This is a genomic window from Sphingomonas sp. HITSZ_GF (genome assembly GCF_029543155.1).
Taxonomy (GTDB): Bacteria; Pseudomonadota; Alphaproteobacteria; order Sphingomonadales; family Sphingomonadaceae; genus Sphingomonas.
The window spans coordinates 529,333-551,539 of sequence record NZ_JARQXA010000001.1 but is presented as its reverse complement, the minus strand read 5'-3'; the positions used below and the strand labels follow the sequence as shown (position 1 = coordinate 551,539).

Sequence of the window (22,207 nt, the reverse complement as noted above, 5' to 3'; positions counted from 1 at the left end):
GTCAGTCCTCGTGCCCGGCTTCGGATGCGCCGAGCGCGGACTTGAGCGTGAAGCTGTTCGTCGCGGCGATTTGCTCGCGTCCGGTGAGCCCGCCAGTCACGACCACGGCACCCCCATCCTGCCGCCCAAGCCGGACCGGTACGGCGCGGAAGCCAGCATCGGTGCGGACGAACACGACCGTCCTGCCCTCGACGGTCTGCACTGCAGTGGTCGGTACGCGGATCGTGCCATCGCCACTGCCGCCGGGAAGCTGAACCGCTGCGCTGACGCTCTCCCCCACCCGCCAGGTGCCGGCACGATTGTCGAGCGAAGCCATGGCACGCACCAGCCGCGTCTGCGGATCGAGCGCCGGCGACAGGAAGCGAAGCGTTGCGGTGGCACGCCGCCCGGGCGCGGTGACCGCCACCGGGCTGCCCGGCTTTACCCGTGCCGCATCCGCCGGCGACAGCGCCAGCACGACGTTGAGCTGGCCGGTGTCCGTTACACGAAACAACTCGGTGTCCGCCGCATCGGCCATGAACACCTGCCCCAGCGTGGCGCTGCGAGAGACGATGCGGCCCGCGATCGGCGCGGTGACGACGATGCGATTTAGGCTGCCCCCGCGCACGCCGGAGGCGGCGAGCTGCTGACGGGCGAGCCGCAGGCCGGTCTCCGCCTGCTCGAAATCGGCGCGCGAGATCTGGACCTGGCTCAGCGGCCGGAAGCCGCGCCGGTACAGTGCTTCGTCGCGATCGAGCGTCACCCGGGCGAGGTTCAGGCGCGAGCGCGCGCGCTCTACCTCGGCCTGCAGATCGGCGGCGGCACGGCTTTCGAGGATCGCCAGCGTCTCGCCGCGGCGGACGAAATCGCCCAGATTGCGGGTGAGTGCGATCACCCTGCCCTCGATCGGCGCGGCGACCACGCGCGTGCGATCGGGATCGCTATCGATCGTCGCGGGCAACTCGATTGCTCCGCCGCTGCCGCCGATGCTCGGCCGGGTGAGCTCGATGCCGGCGGTGGCGATCTGTTGGGGCGTCAGCGTGACCGTGCCTTCCGCTCCATGGCGGGCGACAGCCTCGGGGTGATTTCCCGTGGGATCGGGGTCTTGCCCGGCGCTACCGCAGGCAGCGAGGACGACAAGGAACGGCAGGGCCGCGAATTTGAGATGCATGGATATCTTCCTGGACCGGCGGAAATTTCTAGCCGGTCGAGCCAATGAGGATGGGCGACGGGCCGGTGGCCCCAGGAATCAGCTGCGCGGCGGCTCGAGCGCCGGGCCGACCATGCGCTCCGCCAGTGCCGATGCCCCGGGAGCCCGCGGAAGCGCGCGGACGCGCGTGACCGGCGGAAACGCCGCGAGGGCAATGGCGGCGGAAAGCCCGTGCCCGTGGCATGTCGCATGATGATGCGGGAACGGCTGATCGCCGTCGGCGGGAACCTGATCGGCATCGCCCTCGGCATGCGCGGCGCCCTCGCAGGAAACGCTGGCCGCACCATAATTCTCTTGCGCGTGGACGGTCGCCGTCGCCATCAGCGACGACGCCAGCAGGCAAAGAAGCAGTATCCAGGCCCGGCGGAGCATGGACGCAGGCATAGCCGCGGAGGATCGCATTGTCATTGCACGCCGATCACCAGCCATTGCCACCACCTGAGTCGAACCCTGTGGCTCGACCTCTGCACCCTGAAGTGGCTATAGGGTCAAGGATGAAGATCGGCGACCTTGCCCGCGCCACCGGCACCAGGGTGGAGACGATCCGCTATTACGAGGCAGAGGGGCTACTCCCCGCGCCTGCCCGCAATGGCGGCAATTATCGCATCTACGAGAGCGCCCATCTGGATCGGCTGTCCTTCATCCGCCGCTCGCGCGACCTGGGCTTCACGCTCGATCAGGTGCGCGCGCTGCTTCGCCTCGCCGATGATCGCGGGGCACCATGCTGCGCGGTGGACGCTCTTGCCCAGGCGCATGTCGATGCGATCGATCGCAAGCTGGCGGATCTGCAGGCGCTGCGCAGCGAACTCGTGCTGCGGCTCGATGCCTGCGCGCGCGAAACGATCGCCGATTGCAGGATCATCGAAGCGCTTTTGCCCCGATAGGCTGCGGCGGCACGCAAATCCCGATTGCACCCGCGCGCCATTCCGCTATGGGCCCCGCTCGAGGGCTTGCCCTCGAATGATCGCGCCGGTGCCCCGCAAGGGGCTTAAAACGGGAATGCGGTGCGGACGGGTTTTCCGTCCAAATCCGCGGCTGTCCCTGCAACTGTAAGCGGCGAGCGCACTGCACTTGCTCCCCTTTTCCGAGGGAGCGGCCACTGGATCTGCGATCCGGGAAGGCCGTGCATCGCGCGACGACCCGCGAGCCAGGAGACCTGCCAGCGCACCGGTCGCTCTTGCCATGATCCAGGGGTTGGTCACGGCACGGTATTTCTCCGTCTGAGCGACGACCAAGCGGCCGGGGCCGCTTCGGTGCTGCGTGCCAGGCGACCAAGCGCCCGCCGCCACGTATGCACCGGTCGTTCGCGATCCGCGTACGGCAGGACCCGGCCCTCGTTGCATCCGGCGCGGGGGGAATACCCATGTTGAAGACCAGTTTCGTTTCGCTGATCGCGATCGCCGCCGCCACGCCGGCCTTCGCCCAGACCGACAGCCAGGCGCCGGCCACCGACGCGCAGGACCAGATCGTCGTCACCGCGTCACGCTCGGGCGAAGGCGTCGAAGTGAAGGACCTGCCCGCCTCGGTCACCGTGATCGACAGCGAAGCGCTCGACCAGCGCCAGACCCGCATCGTCTCCGACGTGCTGCGCGACGTGCCGGGCCTCTCGGTCAGCCGCGTCGGCGCGATCGGCGCGCAGACCCAGGTGCGCATCCGCGGCTCGGAGAGCAACCACGTCCTCGTCCTGATCGACGGCATCGAGGCTGCCGATCCCTATTATGGCGAATATGATTTCGGCACGCTGATCGCCGACCCCAATGCCCGCATCGAAGTGCTGCGCGGCCAGCAGAGCTCGCTCTACGGCTCGGACGCGATCGGCGGCGTGATCAACTACATCACCCTGACCGGCGCCGAGGCTCCGGGCTTCAGCGTTCGCGCCGAGGGCGGCTCGTTCGGCACGGTGAGTGCCGCCACGCGCATGGCCGGCAACTCGGATACGTTCGACTATGCGGTCTCGGGCACCTGGTATCACACCAAGGGCTACCCCACCGCGCGCGGCGGCAGCCGTGACATCAGCTCGGACAATGTCGGCACCAGCGCCAAGGTGAACTGGAAGCCGAGCGACAATTTCAAGCTGACCGGCGTGCTGCGCTACAGCTACACCAACGCCGAGAGCAACGACAGCGACGCCGATCCGACGAGCCCCACCTTCGGCTACACCGTCGACACGCCGGGCACGCGCTTCTCGAACGATGCCTTTTACGGTCTGCTCTCGGCCGAGCTGACTGCGCTCGACGGCCGCTGGACCAACACGCTCACCGGCCAGTTCAGCGACACCACGCGCACCGGCCTCACGACCTTCGGCGTGAGCTATGGCGACAAGGGCCAGCGCTACAAGGGCTCGTTCGTGTCGAGCTTCCGCTTCGGCACCGACGCGATCAGCCACCGCATCACCGGCGCGGTCGACTGGGAGCGCGAGCAGTTCCGCAACACCACGCCGTCGAGCGGTTCGCCCTATGATGCCTTCACCGGCAAGCGCACCACCGACAATCTCGGCCTGGTCGGCCAGTATGAGCTGACCGCGGGCGCCTTCACCGGCGGCGCCTCGATCCGCTACGACGACAACAACCGCTTCGCGGACACGACCACCTGGCGCGTCCAGGCCGGCTATCGGCTGCCGACCGACACGCGGATCCATGCCGCCTATGGCACCGGCGTGAAGAACCCGGGCTATTACGAGCTCTATGGCTATTCGGACGGCAAATATATCGGCAACCCGAACCTGAAGCCGGAGAAGTCGGAAGGCTGGGAAGCCGGGATCGACCAGAGCTTCCTGGGCGGCGCCGCCACCATCGGGGCGACCTGGTTCGATTCGACGCTGAAGGACGAGATCTACACCGCCTATCCGGCGCCGCTCTATGTCGCCACGCCGGCGAACCGCGCGACCGAATCCAAGCAGCACGGCGTCGAAGTGTTCGCCAATGTCCGGCCGATCCGCCAGATCCGCCTCGACGCGGCTTACACCCACCTCACTGCCAAGGAAGACGGCGTGACCGAGGTGCGCCGTCCGGGCGACATCGCCAGCTTCAACGCGACGCTGTTCAGCAAGGACGAGCGCTTTTCGGGCACGCTGACGGTGCGCTATAACGGCCGCATCGACGACGTCGCCTATATCGACCCGAGCTACATCCCGGTGCGGGTCTCGCTCAAGCCGTACACGCTGGTGAACCTCAACGCGCAATATGAAGTGCGCAAGGGCGTGTCGGTGTTCGGCCGGGTCGAGAACCTGTTCGACGCGAAGTACGAGGAAGTGTTCAGCTTCGCGACGCCGGGCGTCGCCGGCTATGGCGGCGTGCGCGTCGCTTTCTAAGGGGTGCCGATGCCAGCTGCTTCGCGCCGCCGGGTCCTACCGGCGGCGCGGGGCGGATTGCTTCGCGCCGGCGGATTTTCGTCGCGCTGTAGCGGTGCCCGCGAGCATGGCGGACGCGCGACGCTGAACCTGAAGTTCTAATCGCGCGGCAGCCGCTGCCCGGCCCTGCGCCGGGCAGCGGCTCCGGCTTCAGGCGAAGATCGCTTCCAGCTCGGCCGGGGCGATGCCTTCCTTGAGCTTGCGCAGCTCGACATAGATGCTGGCGACCAGGGTCACCATGATCATGCTGCGCAGCGCGGCAACGGCTGCGCCGATCAGCGCGACCAGCACGGCATTGCCGGTAAGCGTCACTGCCGAGACCACGAAGCCGACCGGGATGCTCAGCACCCAGAGCAGCACGACCATGATCAGCACGGTGAGGAAGATGCGCCAGCGCGAGCCGCTGGTCAGCTCCACGCTGCGGCCGAATGCTTCGAAGATGCCGATCTTCTCCTGCACATAGGCAGGCGTGACGACCGACCAGACCAGCCACAGGATCACGCCCGGCACCACCAGCAACATGAAGCCGACGAACAACGCGATGCCTTCGATCAGGCCGATCGCGATCATCGGCAGCAGCAGCGTGAGCCCCACCATCAGGCACGGGACGAACTGCGGCTTCTCGCCGGCCAGGCTCATCACCGTGGCACGAGTCAGCGCCGATTGCAGGATCGCACCGGTGACCATCGAGACGATGACGCTCACGCCGATCGCGCTCCAGTAGCCGCTGCTGAAGAAATAGCTTCCGTCGGCCAGGTTGCCGGTCATGTCGATCTGCGTCGCCTGCCAATATTCGAGTATGAAGGCGGGCAGGCCGGCAAGCACCAGCGACAGTCCGAAAAACAGCAGGAAATTCGATCCCATCGCCTCGAACGCGCGCGAAATCACCGCGCCGATCTCGAAGCGCGCTTCACCCAGTCCAGTCTCAGCCATGTTTTCCCTCTTTCGTCATGTGCATCGACGCGGGCGAAGAGCTGAACAAAAACGGTTCCAAAGTCCAGCGTTGCGCGGCTTTCCTCGCGCCGGTTGTTCCGGTAGCAATTGAGGCGTGGGGGATTCGACGTGACCGTTCGGGCATCGACTGCGCAGTCCGTCGCCAAGGCGCACGAGGCATTGCGCGCGCGCACCGACATCCAGTTCGAGATGGCGGCCGCAAAGCCGCCCGAAGTGCCGCAATGGATGCGCTGGCTCGGCAAGCAGCTATCGCACGTCGCGCCCTATGCGCCGACGATCTTCTGGATCTGCGTGGCCGTCGGGGCCGCGATCATCCTCTACCTCATCGTCAGCACGATCATCCGCAACCTGCCGTCTCGTGACGCCGAGGCCGAGGCCGCGCCCGATGCCGCCGCCTGGCGCCCGACCGAGAAGGTCGCGCGCGCCCTGCTCGCCGATGCCGAGGCGCTGGCCGCGCGGGGCGACTATGCCGCGGCGGTGCACCTGCTGCTCCATCGCAGCCTGGAGGACATCCAGCGCAATCGGCCGCGGCTGCTCCGCCCTGCCCTTACCAGCCGCGAGATCGCCGGGGCCGAGTGGATGCCCGCGATCGTCCGCCGGGCCTTTGCCGCGATGGCCGCCCCGGTCGAGCGCAGCCTGTTCGGCGGACGCAGCCTGGCGCAGGCCGATTGGGAAGAGGCACGCGCCGCCTATGGCGAGTTCGCCCTTCCCGGGGCCTGGAAATGAGCGCCGAGACCGGCACCGCGCCCTTTGCGATGCGCACCGTGCTGGTGATGGCGGTGCTCGGCACTGTCGCCTTCCTCGCCTTCCTGCTGCTCGGTGCCTATGGCGAGGATCTGCAACCGGCACAGCGCCCGGGCAATCACGCGCTCGCCACTTCGGCGGTGGGCTTTGCCGGTGCGGCCGAGCTGGTGCGCCAGGTGCAGGGATCGGTGCAGATGGTCCGCCGCGAGGGCGATCTCGGCACCCGGAGCGTGCTCGTCGTCACCCTGTCCCCCGGAACCGATCCCGACGCGATCGACAAGCTGCTGAAGCACCGCGCCGAGCTGCCGACGATCCTGGTGCTGCCGAAATGGCTGACCACGCCGCGGCGCGACAAGCCCGCCTGGGTGAGTTCGTTCGGCACGATGCCGACCGAAATGGCGGAGCGGCAGATCGCCAAGCTCACCAAGGCCAGGATCAGCGAGACTCCCGGCGGCCTGCGCACGATATCGGGCGAGGGGCTCGATCCCGTATATGTGGATACCCCGGACGACGACGTCGAGCCGATCCTCACCGATGCGAACGGCAAGCTGCTCGCCGCGCGGATGGGCGAACGGCCGCTGATCCTCGTCGCCGATCCGGATCTTCTGGACAATCAGGGACTGAAGACGCTGGCCGCTGCCGAGCGGGCGATGCAGCTGTTCGGCGCGTTCGACGACTGGCCCGTCGCCTTCGACCTGACCCTGCACGGCTTCACCCAGAGCCCCAATCTGCTCAAGCTCGCCTTCGAGGCGCCCTTCCTGCCGCTCACGCTCTGCCTGATCGTCGCCGCGCTGCTCGCCGGCTGGCATGCGATGCTGCGCTTCGGCCCGGCGCTGCATGAGGCGCGTGGCATTGCCTTCGGCAAGCGGATGATCGCGGAGAATGGTGCGGCACTGCTCCGCCTTGCCGGGCGGCGGCATCGTACCGGCGACCGCTATGCCGCGCTGATCCGCGAGGCTGCGGCAAGCGCCACCGGCGCCCCCGCCAACCTGCCGCCCGAGGCGCTCGACGCCTATCTCGATCGGCTCGACAAGAACGGCGAGCCTTTCACTGCCATGGCCGCCCGCGCGGATCATGCCCAGGACACGCGGGCGCTGCTCGATGCCGCCCGCGCCCTCTATCAATGGAAAAGGACCGTCACGCGTGAACATTGAGGAAGTGAAGGCGCTGGGCGACACGATCCGCGCCGAGGTGGGCAAGGCCGTGGTGGGGCTGGACGAGGCGGTCGAGCTGATGCTCGTCGCGCTGTTCGCCTCGGGGCACATCCTGCTCGAAGGTCCGCCGGGCACCGCCAAGACCTTCCTGGCCCAGTGCTTCGCGCGCGCCGCCGGGCTCGATTATGGCCGCATCCAGTTCACCCCCGATCTGCTGCCCGGCGACATTCTCGGCTCCAACCTGTTCAACTTCCAGACGAGCCAGTTCACCCTCACCCGCGGCCCGATCTTCACCGAGCTGCTGCTCGCCGACGAGATCAATCGCACCCCGCCCAAGACGCAGGCGGCGCTGCTCGAGGCAATGCAGGAGCGCACCGTCACGATCGACGGGATCGACCACAAGCTCTCCGATCGGTTCATGGTCGTCGCCACGCAGAACCCGATCGAGAGCCAGGGCGTCTATCCGCTGCCCGAGGCGCAGCTCGATCGCTTCCTGTTCAAGTTCGAGGTCGGCTATCCCGACCTCGAGCAGGAGCGGAAGATCGTCATGCAGCAGGGCAGCCGCTTCGGCATGCCCCGCCCGGACGAATGGGGTGTGAACCGGGTCGCCGATCATGCGACGATCAGCGCCGCCGCCGATGCGGTGGCGGGCGCGCGGCTCGCCGGCGAGGTGGTCGACTATGTCGTCCGCCTGATCCGCGCGACGCGGGCGACCGGCGATCTGCAGACCGGTGCCAGCCCCCGTGCCGCCGCCACGCTCGCCGCCGCCGCCCGCGCGCATGCCGCGCTCGACGGGCGCGATTTCGTGCTGCCCGACGATGTGAAGAAGCTCGCGCCTGCCGCGCTGCGCCACCGCGTCATCCTGTCGCCCGCGGCCGAGATCGACGGGCGCAGCGCCGATGCGATCATCGCCGGGCTGGTCGAGCAGGTCGAGGCGCCGCGTTGATCCGACCCAGCCTTCGCTGCGTGCTGCTGATGGCCGCGGGAGCGCCGCCGGCGCTGCTCGTCGGCGTCTTTGCGCCGCAGCTATGGTTTTTGGGACTGATCTGGGTGCCGGTGGTGCTGGCCTTTGCCGCGATCGACCTGTTCCTGGCGCCCGCCGGGCCGAAGCTGCATGCCGAATGCCCGGGCGCGATCGAGATCGGCGCGCCGCTGATCGTCGAGGTGACGGTTGCGGGTAAGCCGGTCGACGGGCTGGAGCTTGCCGTCGCCACCGGCCCCAGGCTCGAGCCGATGGCCGATGGCCGGGTCACGCTCAAGGCCGGCGAAAGCCGGGCCGCGATCGCCTTCCTGCCGGTGCGTCGCGGCACCGATGCGGTGCAGGCACTGTGGAGCCGCTGGACCGGTCCGTTCGGCCTGATCTGGCGCCAGCGCACCGACATGCTGAACCGCAGCGTGCTGATCACGCCCGATATCCGCCCGGTCCGCCAGTCCGCGCATTTGCTGCTGCGCGACGCCCAGGTCGGCGACATGGCGCGGGTCGATCGCGGCGAAGGCAGCGAGTTCGAGGCGCTGAGCGAGTGGCAGTCGGGCATGGAACGCCGCACGATCGACTGGAACCACAGCGCCCGCCACCTCAAGCTGCTTGCACGCGAGAACCGGATCGAGCGCAACAACCAGATCGTCTTCGCGATCGATACCGGCCGGGTGATGTGCGAGCCGATCGACGGCTTGCCCCGTGTCGATCGGGCGATCAGCGCGGCATTGCTCGGTGCCTATGCCGGCCTCAAGCTCGGCGACCGGGTCTCGCTGTTCGGCTTCGATTCACAGCCCCGCGTCGCTTCGGGCGCGGTTTCGGGCACGCGCGCCTTTCCGCTGATGCAGCGCCTGGCCGGTCAGCTCGACTATTCGACAGCCGAGACCAATTACACGCTGGGACTCGCCACGCTGGCGGGCGACCTGACCCGGCGCTCGCTGATCATGATCTTCACCGAGTTCACCGATCCCACCGGGGCAGAGCTGATGATCCGGGCGGCCATCAATTTGCTGCGCGGACATCTCGTACTGTTCGTGATCCTAGCCGATGCCGAGCTTGAAGAGCTTGCCGCGGCCGAGCCGGTGGCGATCGACGACGTCTCGCGCGCGGTGATCGCCGCGTCGATGCTGCGCGAGCGGCGGATCGTGATGTCGCGACTGCGCCATGCCGGCATCCATGTGCTCGAAGCTCCGCACCGCGAAGTCGGCCCCGCGCTGGTACGTCAGTATCTCGACTTCAAGCGGAGGAACCTGCTGTGAGCCGCGGCGCCTCCGGACACTTCGCCAGCGCGCGCTTTCGCGAGGCCCGCGCGATCGACTGGGCCGAGCTCGAACAGCGCGTCATCCAGATCGAGCGCGGCCGGGCGAACACGCTTTCGGACGAAGACCTGCTCGAGCTGCCGGTGCTCTATCGTACGGCCCTCTCCTCGCTCTCGGTGGCGCGCGAGACGTCGCTCGATGCAGATCTGGTCGGTTATCTCGAGGCGCTCTGCGCCCGCGCCTATTTCGTGCTGTACGGGGTGCAGCCACCGCTTCGCCGGCGCATCGCCGCCTTTGTCGGCGCGAGCTGGCCGCTGGCGCTGCGCAGCCTGTGGCGCGAGACGCTGATCGCGGTGCTGATGATGCTGCTCGGCGCGATCGCGGCCTATTACCTCGTCGCCAGCGATCCGGCCTGGTACCACTCGATCATCCCCGGCGACCTTGCCGGCGGGCGCGGGCCGCAATCGAGCGCGGAGGAGCTGCGCAAGACGCTCTACGACGGCGGCGGCGACAACATGCTCGGCGCCTTCGCCACCTATCTGTTCACGCATAATGCACAGGTCGCGCTGATGTGCTTCGCGCTCGGCTTCGCCTTCGGCGTGCCGACGCTGCTGCTGCTCGTCTATCAGGGTGCCGTGCTAGGCGCATTCTTCAGCGTGTTCGCCTCCAAGGGGCTCGGACTACCGCTCGCCGCCTGGCTGACGATCCACGGCACCACCGAGATGTTCGCCATCGCGATCGCCGGCGCCGCCGGGCTGCGCATCGGCATGGCAGTCGCTTTTCCGGGCAAGCAGGCGCGCACCGCGGCAACGCGCGAGGCGGGCCGCACCGCCACCTTCGCGATGATCGGCGTGGTGCTGATGCTCGCGGTCGCAGGGCTGCTCGAAGGCGTCGGGCGGCAGGTTATCCAGTCCGACGTGATCCGCGTCGCGATCGGCGGCATCGCCCTCGTCCTCTGGCTCTCCTATTTCTACGCGATGCCGGTGCGTGCGGCGGACGTCGATGACTGAGGCGCGCACCCTGCCTAGCCGGCGGACCGACAAGAACGCCAACCGCCGCACCTTCGTCACGCCCGAAGGCGTCGATTTGAAGCTCGACATCGCCAGCGTGAGCGAGCGCGCCGGCGCGGTGATGCTCGACATCATCTTCATCGTGCTGACGCTGGTGGCCTTCACCCTCCTCCTGCTGTTCACCCTCTCCGGTAGCGGCCCGGCGCTGGGCCAGATACTCGCGATGCTCTGGCTGCTCGGCTTCTTCGCGCTTCGGAACGGCTATTTCGCCTTTTTCGAGCTGGGGCCGCGCGCCGCGACTCCCGGCAAGCGGATCATGAAGCTGCGCGTGATCTCGCGGAACGGCTCGCGGCTTCGCGGCCACCAGGTGATCGCGCGCAATGCGATGCGCGAGCTGGAACTGTTCCTGCCGCTGGCCTTCGCCGCCTCGCAGAGCGCGCAGGGGCTGGGCAGTTTCGCAACCGGACTGTTCGGCCTGATCTGGACGGGGCTGTTCGCGCTGTTCCCGCTGTTCAATCGCGACCGGCTGCGGGTCGGCGACCTGATCGCCGGCACATGGGTGGTACGGGTGCCGAAGCGCAGCCTGAGCCACAGCGTTGCAACCAGCGTGGCGCCCGAGCATGCCCGCTACACCTTCAGCGACGCGCAACTGGCCGTCTATGGCGAGTTCGAGCTGCAGAAGCTCGAGGAAGTGATCCGACGGAACGAGGAATATTCGATGATCGTCGTCGCCCGGACGATCCGGGAGCGGATCGGCATCATCGGCGTGGAAGGCGACGAATATGCATTTCTCGAAGCCTATTACACCGCGCTGTGCCAGCGGCTCGAGCGCGGCATGCTGTTCGGCAAGCGCAAGAAGGACAAATATCAGCGCTAGGTGGCGAAGAGCTGCCCGAGATCGCGGAAGGCCTTGAACTCCAGCGCATTGCCGGCGGGGTCGTAGAAGAACATCGTCGCCTGCTCGCCGGGCTTGCCGACGAAGCGGATGTGCGGCTCGATCACGAACGCAGTGCCGGCAGCGCGCAGCCGCTCGGCCAGCGCCTCCCATTCCTCCCAGCCCAGCACCAGCCCGAAATGCGGGACGGGTACCGCGTCGCCATCGACGGCGTTGCGCGCCTTCACCCCCGCCCCATCGGCCTTGTGGACGACGAGTTGATGCCCGCGAAAATCGAAGTCGATCCAGTGGCCCGGATCCTCGCGCCCCTGCGGGCAGCCAAGCGTGCCGCCATAAAAGGCGCGCGCCGCCTCGATGTCGTCGACGGGGATGGCCAGATGGAAGAGCGGCGTGGTCATGGCGCCGGCATAGGAAATGTGGAAGGCTGGAGCCAGAGAAACGCGGGAGGGATCGCATGAAACTGGTTCGCTACGGCAATGCAGGCGCCGAACGACCGGGCCTAATCGACGGCGACGGGCAGCTGCGTGACCTTTCGGGGTTGGTGACGGACATCGACGGCAGCGACGAGATCATCGCCCGCATCGCTGCGGCCGATCCCGCGACATTGCCGATCGTCGAGGGCCAGCCCCGGCTCGGCCCCTGCGTGGCACGGCCGGGCAAGTTCCTGTGCATCGGCCTCAACTATGCCGATCATGCCGCCGAGACCGGTCAGCAGCTACCCAGCGAACCGGTGATCTTCAGCAAGGCCACGAGCGCGCTTTCGGGTCCGCACGACCCGATCCTGCGCCCGCGCGGATCGACCAAGATGGATTGGGAAGTCGAGCTGGGCATCGTGATCGGCCGCGAGTGTCGCTATGTGACCGAGGCGGAGGGCTGGGCGGCGATCTCAGGCTATTTCGTCTGCCACGATCTCTCCGAACGCGAATTCCAGAACGAGCGCGGCGGCACCTGGGACAAGGGCAAGGGCTGCGACACGTTCGGGCCGATCGGGCCGTGGCTGGTCACCCCCGACGAGATCGTCGACACCGATGCGCTCGGCATGTGGCTCGAAGTGAACGGCAAGCGCTATCAGGACGGCTCGACCGCGACGATGGTGTTCAAGCCGGGCTTCCTCGTCTCGTACATCAGCCAGTTCATGAGCCTGCAGCCCGGCGACATCGTCTCGACCGGCACGCCGCCCGGCGTCGGCATGGCGCAGAAGCCGGTGCCGGTGTTCCTTCAGCCGGGCGACGAGGTCCGGCTGGGGATCGACGGGCTGGGTGAGCAGCGCCAGATCGTCCGGCAGGCCTAGCCCGATGCCGAAGGAAACCGGTTTCCTCGGCGCCGCCGCGCTCCTATATCGTGCGACATGATCCCCGCCCTGTTCCGTATCGATCCCCAGGACAGCACCGCCACGGCGCTGCGCGACCTCGAAGCCGGCGAGGAAGCGCTGGGCGTGACGCTCGCCGAGCCGGTGGCGAAGGGGCACAAGGTGGCGGTGAAGCCGATCGCGGCGGGCGAGCCGGTGCTCAAGTTCGGCTTCCCGATCGGCGTGGCGACCCGCGCGATCCAGCCCGGCGAGCATGTCCACACCCACAATGTGTCGACTGCGCTCAAGGGCAGCGGCGACTATGCCTTCGTCCCTTCCGAACCTGCCGAGGTAGCATTCGAGGGGCCGGGCTTTCTCGGCTATCGGCGCGCCAATGGCCGGGTGGGCACGCGCAACGAGATTTGGGTGATCCCCACCGTGGGCTGCGTCGCCCGCACTGCGCAGAAGATCGCCGAGCGCGCCGACAGGCTGCACGCAGGCAAGATCGACGGGGTTCACGCCTTCCCCCACCCGTTCGGCTGCTCGCAGCTCGGCGACGACCTGCAGGGCACCCGTGCAATCCTCTCCGCCCTGGCCAATCATCCCAATGCCGGCGGCGTGCTGATCGTCGGGCTGGGCTGCGAGAACAACCAGATCAAGGGCATGCTGGAGGGCATCGACCACCCCAATCTGCGCACGCTCGGCGCACAGATGGCGAGCGACGAAGTCGAGGAAGGGCTGGCGCTGATCGAGGAGTTGGTCGAGGGCGCCCGGGCGACGCGCACCCCTGCCCCGCTCTCCGAGCTGGTGCTGGGCGTGAAGTGCGGCGGATCGGACGGCTTTTCGGGCCTGACCGCCAATCCACTGGTCGGACGCATGGCCGACGCGGTGACCCGGGCGGGCGGCACTGCGATCCTCACCGAGATTCCCGAAATCTTCGGCGCCGAACAGCTGCTGATGGCGCGCGCGCAAGACGAGGCGGTGTTCGACGGGATCGTCCACCTGGTGAACGACTTCAAAGACTATTTCGTCCGGCACGGCGAGCCGGTCTCCGAGAACCCGTCCCCCGGCAACATCGCCGGCGGGATCACCACGCTGGAGGAAAAATCGCTCGGCGCGGTGCAGAAGGCCGGCCATGCGACCGTGACCGACGTGATCCCCTATGGCGGGCGCGTCCGCCGTAAGGGGCTGACCCTGCTCGAGGCGCCGGGCAACGACGCAGTCTCCTCGACGGCGCTGGCCGCGGCGGGGGCAACCGCGATCCTGTTCACCACCGGCCGCGGCACGCCGCTGGGCTTCCCGGTGCCGACGATCAAGATCGCCTCGAACAGCGACCTGGCGACACGCAAGCCGGGCTGGATCGACTTCGATGCAGGCCAGGTGCTCGATCAAGGCATGGAGCCCGCCGCCGACGCGCTGCTCGACACGATCGCCGCGATCGCATCGGGCAAGGAAACTGCCGCCGAACGCAATGGCGAGCGCGAAATCGCGATCTGGAAGCGCGGCGTCACCCTCTGACAGCGGCAATAAAGACAAAGATCTGAACGGCCCTGTTTCGAAACGAGCGAGTCACGACTGTGATCCCCGTTCATTTCTGTTAACCATATCGTTCGCGACTCAGGGGGGATGGCGTGGCGATTATTCTGGCTTCGATCGGCAATATGGCGGCGGGTGCGACGAATGCTTCGGTCGCCCACGCCAGCACCGTCGCCCAGCCGCTCACTGCCGACGCGATCTACTGGCCGGCCTGGATCCTGGTCGGCGGCGTGTTGATCGCGCTGCTGATCGTGATCGGCGTGCTCGGCTCGATCAAGGCAGCGCTGACCGCCAAGCCCAAGAAGCGCGACGAAGACTTCACGCGGATGGTCTGCAAGCAGGTGTGGAAGCACACAGACGTGATCAAGGGGACCTTCCACGAGCGGCTGCGCCAGCCGCAGAGCGACGTGGTCACCCTGCGCGTGCTGCTGCGCCTGCTCCGCGAGGACCTGGCCGCGCCGGTTGGATTCATCGAGCGGATGCGGGGGCATGCCCCGGCGGACTGGCCCAGCTACGAACTGTTCGCCGCCTTCGACAATTGGGCGGGCAAGGTCAGCGCGATCGAATCGCAGCTGGCCGACATGCAGCAGATGCTGAGCTATCCAGCGGTACGCGAGCCGGTGGACACGCATCGCGACCAGATGCTCGTCCATTACTACACCACCGAGCAGGCGCCGCTCGGCTACAGCATCGGCCAAGTCATCACCTGTGCCATCGCGATCTGCGCGGAGGGCGAGCCCATCCTGGAGAAGGCGCAAAGCGGCGGCTTCTGGCCCTCCAGCGGTCATGACAATCACAACAGCCATTCGAGCTGCCCTGCCTGCGACGGCGCGCCGCATACCGCCTGGGTGAGCAACGATCCCCGCCTTATCCTGATCGTGCCGCCGGCAGCGCCGGCCAAGAGGGACAAGAAGGAAGAGCCGAAGCATCAGGCCTGCTTCTGCGTGGTTCCCCAGGCCTGCCACTGCGTTCCCGCCAGCTGCGCCTGCATCTGCAGCTGCAAATCGGCCAAGCCCGAAGCGGCGGCACATCATTAATTGTTACGGGCGCGGCCAATCCTTGCTGCACTGCGGTAAACCGGAGGGCGGCGGCATTGAAGCGTTAACCCTCGTCCCGTAAGCTTGGCCCCGGGGCTTATCGGGGTGGGGTTGATGACCGAATTTCTTGTCTTCGCCTATGCGATGCTGGCGATGTTCGTGATCATGTCGATGCAGCGCAACCAGCGCGAGCAGCGCGCCAATTCGCAGATGGTCACGATGGTCGGCTGGGGCCTGTTCTCGCTGTCATCGACGCTGGCGGTGCTGCTCGGTGCCGTTGCGCTGGCGCTGGCACTCGGCGCCAATATCCCCCTTCCCCCGGAGCTGAACGCGCCGCTATTCTGAGCGGATGCCGCTCTATGAATTTGCGGGGCATCGCCCCCGGATCGCCGACACCGCCTGGATCGCGCCGAGCGCCGATCTGATCGGTGACGTCCAGCTCGCCGAACTCGCCTCGGTGTGGTTTCGCGCCGTGATCCGGGCCGACAATACCCCGATCCTGATCGGCGCGCGCTCGAACATCCAGGACGGCGCGATGCTCCACAGCGACCCCGGCGCCCCCTGCACCGTGGGCGAGGACGTAACCGTGGGCCATCACGCGATCCTGCATGGCTGCACGATCGGCAATCGCACACTGATCGGCATGGGCGCGACGATCCTCAACCGCGCGGTGATCGGCGAGGATTGCCTGGTTGGCGCCGGCGCGCTGGTGACCGAAGGCAAGACCTTCCCGGCGGGTCATTTGATCGTCGGCAGCCCTGCCAAGGCGATCCGTCCGCTCGACGACATGCAGAAGGCGATGCTCAAGGCCAGCGCCACGCTCTACGCCGCCAAGCAGCGCGAATATGTTGCGGACCTGAAACAAGTCGGCTGATCGGCCGTCACATTGCCGGACTAGCCTGGGCCCCTTCGAGTCGAGAGGTCGCAATGGGTTTGTTCGATTGGCTGACGCGCCGCCGCAAGGCTTCGGTTCCTGCACCCGCCCCCGCCGAACCGCCTGCGCCTGCCTCCGAGCCCGATCTCGAAGGCCAGTGGCGAACCGGCGTGGAGGCCGACACGGTCTGGTCGATCGACCCGGACGGCACGCGGCGCGCGGCGCCGATCGACGCGCTGGCCGCGATCGCGATCGAGACCAGCGACTATGGCCCCGACGGGCGCGGTGCCTGGTGGCTCTTCTACGGGCTCGATGAGGACATCGCCTTCACCCTGCCGCTGGGCGCGCGCGGCGAAGGCGGAATGGTCGAGCACCTCGCCGCGCTGCCGGGCTTCCGCCACCACACCTATGCCGCCGCAGTGCGCTCGCCCGAGGTCGACACCTTCGTGATCTGGCAGCGGCAGCTCGACTAGTTGTCGCGCCGCTTGGTGACCTCATAACCGGCCTGACGCAGCGCCATCACTGCGGCGAGCGCCTGATAATGGCTCTCCTGTCCTTCGTCATAGAGCTTGCCGCTCTGGAGCGCAGCGGCGCGGATCGCGTCGCGGACGATGACGTAGATTTCGTTGGTGACCATGGCGCTCCCCGGACTGGTGACCCGGCGGAAATGGGGCCGCACCGGCGCCGCTTCAATGCGGGAAGGCGATTCGGCCCGAGCCGGGCCTATCGCTGCATTGCAGCAAGTCCGCGCTTCCGTAACGTCGCCAGCGCCGGGCTGGACTGGCGTTGGGTTTCGCTACAAAACCGATCCATGGCATTGCCTTCGCTCTTCGATCGCCTGCGGCTCCCGGTCATCGGCTCGCCGCTGTTCATCATCTCCGTGCCCGAGCTGGTCATCGCCCAGTGCAAGGCGGGCATCGTCGGCTCCTTCCCCGCGCTCAATGCGCGGCCGGACACCAGGCTCGACGAATGGCTGCACCAGATCACCGAGGAGCTGGCCGCCTGGGACCGCGACAACCCCGAGACGCCGGCCGCGCCCTTCGCGGTCAACCAGATCGTCCATCGCTCGAACCCGCGGCTCGAGCATGACGTGACGGTGTGCGCCAAGTGGAAGGTGCCGATCGTGATCACCTCGCTCGGCGCGCGGCCCGAGCTCAACGACGCGGTGCACGGCTGGGGCGGCATCACGCTGCACGACGTGATCGACAATCGCTTCGCCCACAAGGCAGTGGAAAAGGGCGCCGACGGGCTGATCCTGGTCGCCACCGGCGCCGGCGGCCATGCCGGGCGGCTGAGCCCCTTTGCACTTGTCCAGGAAGTGCGCGAATGGTTCGACGGGCCGGTGATCCTGTCGGGCGCGATCGCCAATGGCCGATCGGTGCTGGCCGCACAGGCGATGGGCGCCGACCTCGCCTATATCGGCTCGCCGTTCATTGCGACGGACGAGGCCAATGCCCAGCCCGAGTACAAGCAGGGCATCGTCGAGGGCACGGCGGAGGATATCGTCTATTCGAACCTCTTCACCGGCGTGCACGGCAATTATCTGAAGGCGTCGATCGTCAATGCCGGGCTCGATCCGGAGAACCTGCCGGTCAGCGATCCCAGCGCGATGAACTTCGGCGGGGCCAAGGCCTGGAAGGACATCTGGGGATCGGGCCAAGGCATCGGTGCGGTCCATGCGGTCGAGCCGGCAGCGGTGAAGATCGAGCGGATGAAGGCGGAATATGCCGCGGCCAAGGCGGCGCTCTGCAAATAGCCGTCCTCCCGGCGGAAGCCGGTATTGCCTGTGGATCAGGACGCGCCATCGCCTGAGATCCCGGCTTTCGCCGGGATGACGGTCCATGCGATTTGATCAGAAGGCGGCGGCGAGGCGGTCCATCATCGAGCGCGCCGGGCTCTGGACCACGACCTGCTCTTCCAGCGATTCGTCGAGCCGCGCCACGCGGCGATAGAGATCGATGCTGGTATGGATGATCGACACCGCATGCTCGGGCATCGCGCTCAGCAGCGCGTCCTCGGTCTCCGGGCCATCTCCCAGCCGGCGCGACGGCGAAAGCGCGTCGCCGGGGGTTAGCTCGCCGGCATCGACCGCCCGCTGGGTGAGCAGCCAGGCGATGATGTGCATCAGCCGCGTGGTCACCTTGAGCGATTCGCAGGAAAAAGCGACGCGGTTCAGCGCTTCCAGCGCCTCGCGCTCGTCACGCCCCAGCTCGTCGAAATAGGCGCGAGCCTCATCGGCGAGCAACATCGCCTCGACATAGAGCGAGTCGATCAGCCTGCGATGGATCGTTGAAGTGCCCTGTTTCCCCATGAACCCGACGCTGCCACAGCCTTCATGGTAACGAAATGCTTAATTTCGCAGGAATTACGTCCCGTTACGGATCAGGCGATTATGTCGGGGATAAGTTGATCTTCCAGCATCGCGATCTCGTCGCGCAGCATCAGCTTGCGCTTCTTGAGCCGGGCGACCTGGAGCTGGTCGGCAGTGCCGGTGGCCAGCAGCGCTCCGATCGCCGCATCGAGGTCCCGATGCTCGGATCGCACCGCCTCGAGCCGCCGCACAATCTCTCTTTCGTCCATCGCGAACGCCCCCGGTACCCGAACCTCCCTGCACCACCCCGGGAAGCTCCGCAACGGATCATCGCGCGATTTCCGCACACTGTCGATTAGGGCCCGGTTAGCCGCGATTCTCCCGCGACAAAGCTGTGGAAAAGTGATCTACTCTCAGGTTCCGGCCACCGATGAAGGAGACTGCTTCGATGCAGAACGCGCATTTCTCGGCACTTTCGGCCAAGCACAACGTGCTCGACCAGCGAATCGCCGCCGAATCGCAAAGGCCCCTGCCGGACCAGATGGTCCTGGCGTCCCTGAAGAAGCAGAAGCTTCGTATCAAGGAAGAGATGGCGCGCTGATCGCGCCGCGCGAAAAGGGGTGTGGCGATGCCGCACCCCGACGGCGCGATATCTGAAAATCAGTCTTGGAAGGCGGCTCAGCGCCGGGTGAGGATCGGCTTCACGAAGCTCGGCGTGTGCGTGCCCTTGCCCACCGGCTTGCGGGCGAGCATCGGGTCGATCGACGAATCGAATGCGATGCCGACGCGACCATCGGTCGCCCAGGCGATCCGGCCGCTCACCCAGCCCACGCCGCGCACTTCGACCTCGACATGCGAACCGCGATCGATCGGCTGGGCATATTCGGCCATCAGTCCACCCGAGGAGAGGTTGCGGACCCGCACCTGCTCGTCCGGGCGCCCCGCGACGCGAAACTGCGCGGCCAGCATCAGGCTGTCGCGCGAGTCGGTGCGCTGGCTGGCGAAATCGTCCGCCGAAAGCGCGTTCAACGGGTCAAAGGAGAACTGGTCCATCGTGTCGCTCGAAACCAAGGGGGTTACGCGCGCAGAATAGACCAGCAAACCTTGTCGAAAGCGTAAACAAGAGCCGAAAATGTGCCCACGCCCTTGTCCGGAAGCGACACAAAAAAGGAGGCTTCCGCCTCCCGCTATTCGTCTCGCGATACCTTCTCGTTGCGCTCGTGACGCTCCTGCGCCTCGACAGTCATCGTCGCGATCGGCCGGGCTTCCAGGCGACCGAGACTGATCGGCTCACCGGTTACCTCGCAATAGCCATATTCACCGTCCTCGATCCGGCGCAGCGCGGCGTCGATCTTCGAGATCAGCTTGCGCTGGCGATCACGGGTTCGCAGCTCGATGGACCAGTCGGTCTCGCTCGAAGCGCGATCGGTGAGATCCGCCTCGCGCAACGTATCGGTCTGCAGCTGATTGAGCGTCCCCGCGGCCTCGCGAAAGATGTCGTCCTTCCACGCGTTCAGCTTGTTGCGGAAATATTCCAGCTGGCGCGGGTTCATGAAGGGTTCGTCGTTGCTCGGCCGATAGCCATCGTCGCCGTCATTGGCGGCGGGAGGAACGCGTTTACCCGGTTCGTCGAAGCGATCCAAAACAGTAGCCATCCCCACTCTCCACTCCGGTCCCCGTCAGGCCCGAGCCGCACGGTGACCGTTTGCCCTGCGCGGCCTATACTTACGCGCGAGGGCGTTAACAAGCGGCGCGTTGCTTTAATCCACAGGCGTAATGTCCCGTAAATGGGGGGAAATTAGCGCGGGCTGAACCGCGGGCGCCAGGACCCATGAAAATTAACCGACAATCTTCACGAACGGCGCATCAAGAACAGGTGCTTTCGTACCGAAGTTGAACATTAACCTTCGCAACAGAAATCCCCGGCGCAAAAATCGACCGATAATATGGTTAACGAACTCTTACGCCGTTGCACTTAATAGTTTGTTTTGCACTTTTCCTGCATTGACGGGCGTGAAGCTGCTGACGGTCCCGTGGGGAGCGGCACGCCAGCAACAGGAAGAGTGGGAACAATGTCGGTTCGCATGGCCTTGGCCAAACTGTGCGCCTGCACCTGCGGAGGCGCGGTGATCGGCGGCGGTGGCGTATATGTCACCGAACGCATTCATCAGCCACGCGTGGTGAAGCAGGTCACCGTCGCAAAGAAGCGGGTCGTGAAGCGCACTGTCGCCCGACCCGTGAAGCGAGTCGTGAAGCGCACCGTCACCACGACGACCCAGGGCGGCCAGCCCCAGGTCGTCGTCGTCACCGCGCAGGGCGCGCCGATCCCGACGCCCCCTTCCTATGGCGAGATGCCGGTGGTCTCTTCGAGCAGCAGCGGCTCGTCCTCCTCTTCGGGCGGCGTGATCGGCGGCTCGGGCGGCGGCGGCTTCATGGGCGGCTTCTTCGCCGGCGGCTTCTTCGGCGGATCGAGCACCTCGGGCAGCTCGAGCGGCTCTAGCGGCATCAACATCGAGATATCGTCGTCCAACTCGTCCTCGTCGGGCGGTTCGACCTCCACCTCCACCGGCGGCTCGTCGACTTCCACCTCGACCGGCGGCTCGTCGACCTCGACGTCGTCGGGCGAGATCAGTTCGACCTCGTCGACCTCGACCTCAAGCGGCGAAGTCAGCTCCACTTCCTCCTCGAGCGGCGATGTCTCGTCCTCGTCGAGTGGTGACGTGTCTTCGTCCACCTCGACCTCGTCGAGCGGTGACGTGTCGACTTCGACCAGTTCCTCGACCAGCTCGAGCGGTGATGTCTCGACCTCGTCGTCGAACAGCTCCTCGACCAGCTCGTCCAACTCGTCGTCGACCTCTTCCTCGTCGAACGGATCGAGCAGCCACTGGAGCAATTCGAGCGGCTGGAGTTCGAGCGGCTGGCATCACGGATCGAGCAGCCATGGCAGCAGCAGCTGCGGGCGTGGCTGCGGCGGCAGCGGCTCTGGCGGCCCTGCGCCGGTCCCTGCCCCGCCGATGATCCTGCTGTTCGGCGGCGCCGCGGCGGCGCTGGTCGCCCGCAAGCGCTTCTCGAAGAAGAAGTCGGACGACACGACCGGCGCCGAGTAAACGCCATCCCGGCATACGCCGGGATGACAGCGTGAAGCCTATTCCGCCTTCAGCAACGCCTGCTCGATCTCCGGAACCGGATGACCGGTCAGGTCCTTGGCGAGCTCGCCGGCGAGCCGGTCGCTGACTTCCTTGTGGTAATGCTTGCGCAGCTCGCCCAGCGTCCTGGGCGGGGCGACGATGATCAGCGTCTCGAATTCGTTGCGCAGCGCACGATCCCTGAGCAGCGCGGCCGCATCAGCGGCGAAGCGGTCCTCCTCAAGCTGGTGGAAGTCGGTTTCCTCGAAGGCGCTGCGCCGCGACCCCACGCTCTGAAAGGAGCGTCCGGGCGAATCGGTCGCCTGATCGGTGTTGGCCGGGTTTTCCTGCTCGTCCTTGTGCTCGACCAGCAGGTTCGGATGCACGGCGTCGCCCTCGTTGCGCAGCATCAGCAGCTTGCGCCCGTCCGCGACCATCACGACTGCATCATGCGGAACCTGCATCTCACTTCTCCTTGCTTTGGTTGTCCTCCCTAAACGCCGCCG

Annotated in this window: 28 protein-coding genes and 1 riboswitch; of the genes, 16 read left to right on the top strand and 12 right to left on the bottom strand. The window is 66.8% G+C overall.

What is annotated here, in order from left to right; all coding sequences use genetic code 11:
• Window position 1: 1 nt before the first annotated feature.
• On the bottom strand, window positions 2–1,150 hold the full coding sequence (locus tag P6144_RS02730) for an efflux RND transporter periplasmic adaptor subunit (RefSeq protein ID WP_277766183.1): 1,149 nt from the start codon (window positions 1,148–1,150) through the stop codon (window positions 2–4).
• Window positions 1,151–1,228: 78 nt separating this feature from the next.
• Entirely contained in the window at window positions 1,229–1,561 is a 333-nt protein-coding gene (locus P6144_RS02725; protein ID WP_277766182.1) for a hypothetical protein, read from the bottom strand.
• Between the two features lie 122 nt (window positions 1,562–1,683).
• Between P6144_RS02725 and P6144_RS02720 the strand changes: the two genes are divergently transcribed.
• Window positions 1,684–2,073, top strand: a complete 390-nt coding sequence (locus P6144_RS02720) for a helix-turn-helix domain-containing protein (RefSeq protein WP_277766181.1) — start codon at window positions 1,684–1,686, stop codon at window positions 2,071–2,073.
• A 69-nt stretch (window positions 2,074–2,142) separates the two neighbouring features.
• A riboswitch (cobalamin riboswitch) is annotated at window positions 2,143–2,368 on the top strand.
• A 184-nt stretch (window positions 2,369–2,552) separates the two neighbouring features.
• Window positions 2,553–4,499: a TonB-dependent receptor gene (locus P6144_RS02715; RefSeq protein ID WP_277766180.1), complete on the top strand. Its 1,947-nt coding sequence runs from the start codon at window positions 2,553–2,555 to the stop codon at window positions 4,497–4,499.
• Between the two features lie 189 nt (window positions 4,500–4,688).
• On the opposite strand, the gene P6144_RS02710 is transcribed toward P6144_RS02715, so the two are convergent.
• Entirely contained in the window at window positions 4,689–5,471 is a 783-nt protein-coding gene (locus P6144_RS02710; protein ID WP_277766179.1) for a hypothetical protein, read from the bottom strand.
• Window positions 5,472–5,600: 129 nt separating this feature from the next.
• On the opposite strand from P6144_RS02710, the gene P6144_RS02705 reads away from it, so the two are divergent.
• The 6 genes from P6144_RS02705 to P6144_RS02680 are packed head-to-tail and all read left to right on the top strand — an operon-like array spanning window position 5,601 to window position 11,512.
• Window positions 5,601–6,218, top strand: coding sequence for a hypothetical protein (locus P6144_RS02705; RefSeq protein ID WP_277766178.1), 618 nt, complete (start codon window positions 5,601–5,603; stop codon window positions 6,216–6,218).
• Window positions 6,215–7,390: a hypothetical protein gene (locus P6144_RS02700; protein WP_277766177.1), complete on the top strand. Its 1,176-nt coding sequence runs from the start codon at window positions 6,215–6,217 to the stop codon at window positions 7,388–7,390. The genes P6144_RS02705 and P6144_RS02700 overlap by 4 nt, the downstream gene beginning before the upstream one ends.
• Complete coding sequence (locus P6144_RS02695) at window positions 7,380–8,336, top strand: MoxR family ATPase (RefSeq protein WP_277766176.1); 957 nt, start codon at window positions 7,380–7,382, stop codon at window positions 8,334–8,336. Before P6144_RS02700 ends, P6144_RS02695 begins: the two co-directional genes overlap by 11 nt.
• Window positions 8,333–9,625, top strand: a complete 1,293-nt coding sequence (locus tag P6144_RS02690) for a DUF58 domain-containing protein (RefSeq protein WP_277766175.1) — start codon at window positions 8,333–8,335, stop codon at window positions 9,623–9,625. The genes P6144_RS02695 and P6144_RS02690 overlap by 4 nt, the downstream gene beginning before the upstream one ends.
• A complete protein-coding gene (locus P6144_RS02685) occupies window positions 9,622–10,635 on the top strand; it encodes a stage II sporulation protein M (RefSeq protein WP_277766174.1) in 1,014 nt (337 codons plus the stop codon). The genes P6144_RS02690 and P6144_RS02685 overlap by 4 nt, the downstream gene beginning before the upstream one ends.
• A complete protein-coding gene (locus P6144_RS02680; RefSeq protein WP_277766173.1) occupies window positions 10,628–11,512 on the top strand; it encodes an RDD family protein in 885 nt (294 codons plus the stop codon). The genes P6144_RS02685 and P6144_RS02680 overlap by 8 nt, the downstream gene beginning before the upstream one ends.
• Here P6144_RS02680 and P6144_RS02675 read toward each other — a convergent pair.
• On the bottom strand, window positions 11,509–11,928 hold the full coding sequence (locus P6144_RS02675) for a VOC family protein (RefSeq protein WP_277766172.1): 420 nt from the start codon (window positions 11,926–11,928) through the stop codon (window positions 11,509–11,511). The two genes, P6144_RS02680 and P6144_RS02675, sit on opposite strands and share 4 nt — an antisense overlap.
• Before the next feature lie 56 nt (window positions 11,929–11,984).
• Here P6144_RS02675 and P6144_RS02670 point away from each other — a divergent pair, with 56 nt between their 5' ends.
• The 6 genes from P6144_RS02670 to P6144_RS02645 all read left to right on the top strand — a co-directional run bounded on the left by P6144_RS02670 (window position 11,985) and on the right by P6144_RS02645 (window position 16,738).
• Window positions 11,985–12,821 (top strand): fumarylacetoacetate hydrolase family protein, encoded by an 837-nt coding sequence (locus tag P6144_RS02670; RefSeq protein ID WP_277766171.1) that lies wholly within the window; start codon window positions 11,985–11,987, stop codon window positions 12,819–12,821.
• A 57-nt stretch (window positions 12,822–12,878) separates the two neighbouring features.
• A complete protein-coding gene (locus tag P6144_RS02665) occupies window positions 12,879–14,336 on the top strand; it encodes an altronate dehydratase family protein (protein ID WP_277766170.1) in 1,458 nt (485 codons plus the stop codon).
• A 113-nt stretch (window positions 14,337–14,449) separates the two neighbouring features.
• Complete coding sequence (locus P6144_RS02660; RefSeq protein WP_277766169.1) at window positions 14,450–15,391, top strand: hypothetical protein; 942 nt, start codon at window positions 14,450–14,452, stop codon at window positions 15,389–15,391.
• Between the two features lie 114 nt (window positions 15,392–15,505).
• Window positions 15,506–15,736, top strand: a complete 231-nt coding sequence (locus P6144_RS02655) for a hypothetical protein (protein WP_277766168.1) — start codon at window positions 15,506–15,508, stop codon at window positions 15,734–15,736.
• 4 nt (window positions 15,737–15,740) lie between these two features.
• A complete protein-coding gene (locus tag P6144_RS02650) occupies window positions 15,741–16,265 on the top strand; it encodes a gamma carbonic anhydrase family protein (protein ID WP_277766167.1) in 525 nt (174 codons plus the stop codon).
• A gap of 53 nt (window positions 16,266–16,318) precedes the next feature.
• Complete coding sequence (locus P6144_RS02645) at window positions 16,319–16,738, top strand: hypothetical protein (protein ID WP_277766166.1); 420 nt, start codon at window positions 16,319–16,321, stop codon at window positions 16,736–16,738.
• Here the strand turns inward: P6144_RS02645 and P6144_RS02640 are convergent.
• Complete coding sequence (locus tag P6144_RS02640; protein WP_277766165.1) at window positions 16,735–16,902, bottom strand: hypothetical protein; 168 nt, start codon at window positions 16,900–16,902, stop codon at window positions 16,735–16,737. The genes P6144_RS02645 and P6144_RS02640 overlap by 4 nt on opposite strands.
• A 174-nt stretch (window positions 16,903–17,076) precedes the next feature.
• On the opposite strand from P6144_RS02640, the gene P6144_RS02635 reads away from it, so the two are divergent.
• Window positions 17,077–18,021, top strand: a complete 945-nt coding sequence (locus P6144_RS02635; RefSeq protein ID WP_277766164.1) for a nitronate monooxygenase family protein — start codon at window positions 17,077–17,079, stop codon at window positions 18,019–18,021.
• Window positions 18,022–18,117: 96 nt separating this feature from the next.
• Here the strand turns inward: P6144_RS02635 and P6144_RS02630 are convergent, their stop codons facing one another.
• Together P6144_RS02630 and P6144_RS02625 are read right to left on the bottom strand one after the other, a co-directional pair.
• Window positions 18,118–18,576: a DUF1465 family protein gene (locus P6144_RS02630; RefSeq protein WP_277766163.1), complete on the bottom strand. Its 459-nt coding sequence runs from the start codon at window positions 18,574–18,576 to the stop codon at window positions 18,118–18,120.
• A gap of 71 nt (window positions 18,577–18,647) precedes the next feature.
• Entirely contained in the window at window positions 18,648–18,845 is a 198-nt protein-coding gene (locus tag P6144_RS02625; RefSeq protein WP_277766162.1) for a DUF465 domain-containing protein, read from the bottom strand.
• 179 nt (window positions 18,846–19,024) lie between these two features.
• Between P6144_RS02625 and P6144_RS02620 the strand changes: the two genes are divergently transcribed.
• Entirely contained in the window at window positions 19,025–19,177 is a 153-nt protein-coding gene (locus P6144_RS02620; protein ID WP_277766758.1) for a YdcH family protein, read from the top strand.
• Window positions 19,178–19,254: 77 nt separating this feature from the next.
• On the opposite strand, the gene P6144_RS02615 is transcribed toward P6144_RS02620, so the two are convergent.
• From P6144_RS02615 to P6144_RS02595, 5 genes are all read right to left on the bottom strand, one after another.
• Window positions 19,255–19,605 carry a PilZ domain-containing protein gene (locus P6144_RS02615; RefSeq protein WP_347275062.1) on the bottom strand — a complete coding sequence of 117 codons (351 nt, stop codon included), beginning with the start codon at window positions 19,603–19,605 and terminating at the stop codon, window positions 19,255–19,257.
• A 158-nt stretch (window positions 19,606–19,763) separates the two neighbouring features.
• On the bottom strand, window positions 19,764–20,231 hold the full coding sequence (dksA, locus tag P6144_RS02610; RefSeq protein ID WP_277766160.1) for an RNA polymerase-binding protein DksA: 468 nt from the start codon (window positions 20,229–20,231) through the stop codon (window positions 19,764–19,766).
• Between the two features lie 512 nt (window positions 20,232–20,743).
• On the bottom strand, window positions 20,744–20,884 hold the full coding sequence (locus tag P6144_RS02605) for a hypothetical protein (protein ID WP_277766159.1): 141 nt from the start codon (window positions 20,882–20,884) through the stop codon (window positions 20,744–20,746).
• A 33-nt stretch (window positions 20,885–20,917) separates the two neighbouring features.
• Window positions 20,918–21,469 (bottom strand): hypothetical protein, encoded by a 552-nt coding sequence (locus P6144_RS02600; RefSeq protein WP_277766158.1) that lies wholly within the window; start codon window positions 21,467–21,469, stop codon window positions 20,918–20,920.
• A 252-nt stretch (window positions 21,470–21,721) separates the two neighbouring features.
• Entirely contained in the window at window positions 21,722–22,165 is a 444-nt protein-coding gene (locus tag P6144_RS02595) for a host attachment family protein (protein ID WP_277766157.1), read from the bottom strand.
• Between the last annotated feature and the right edge of the window lie 42 nt (window positions 22,166–22,207).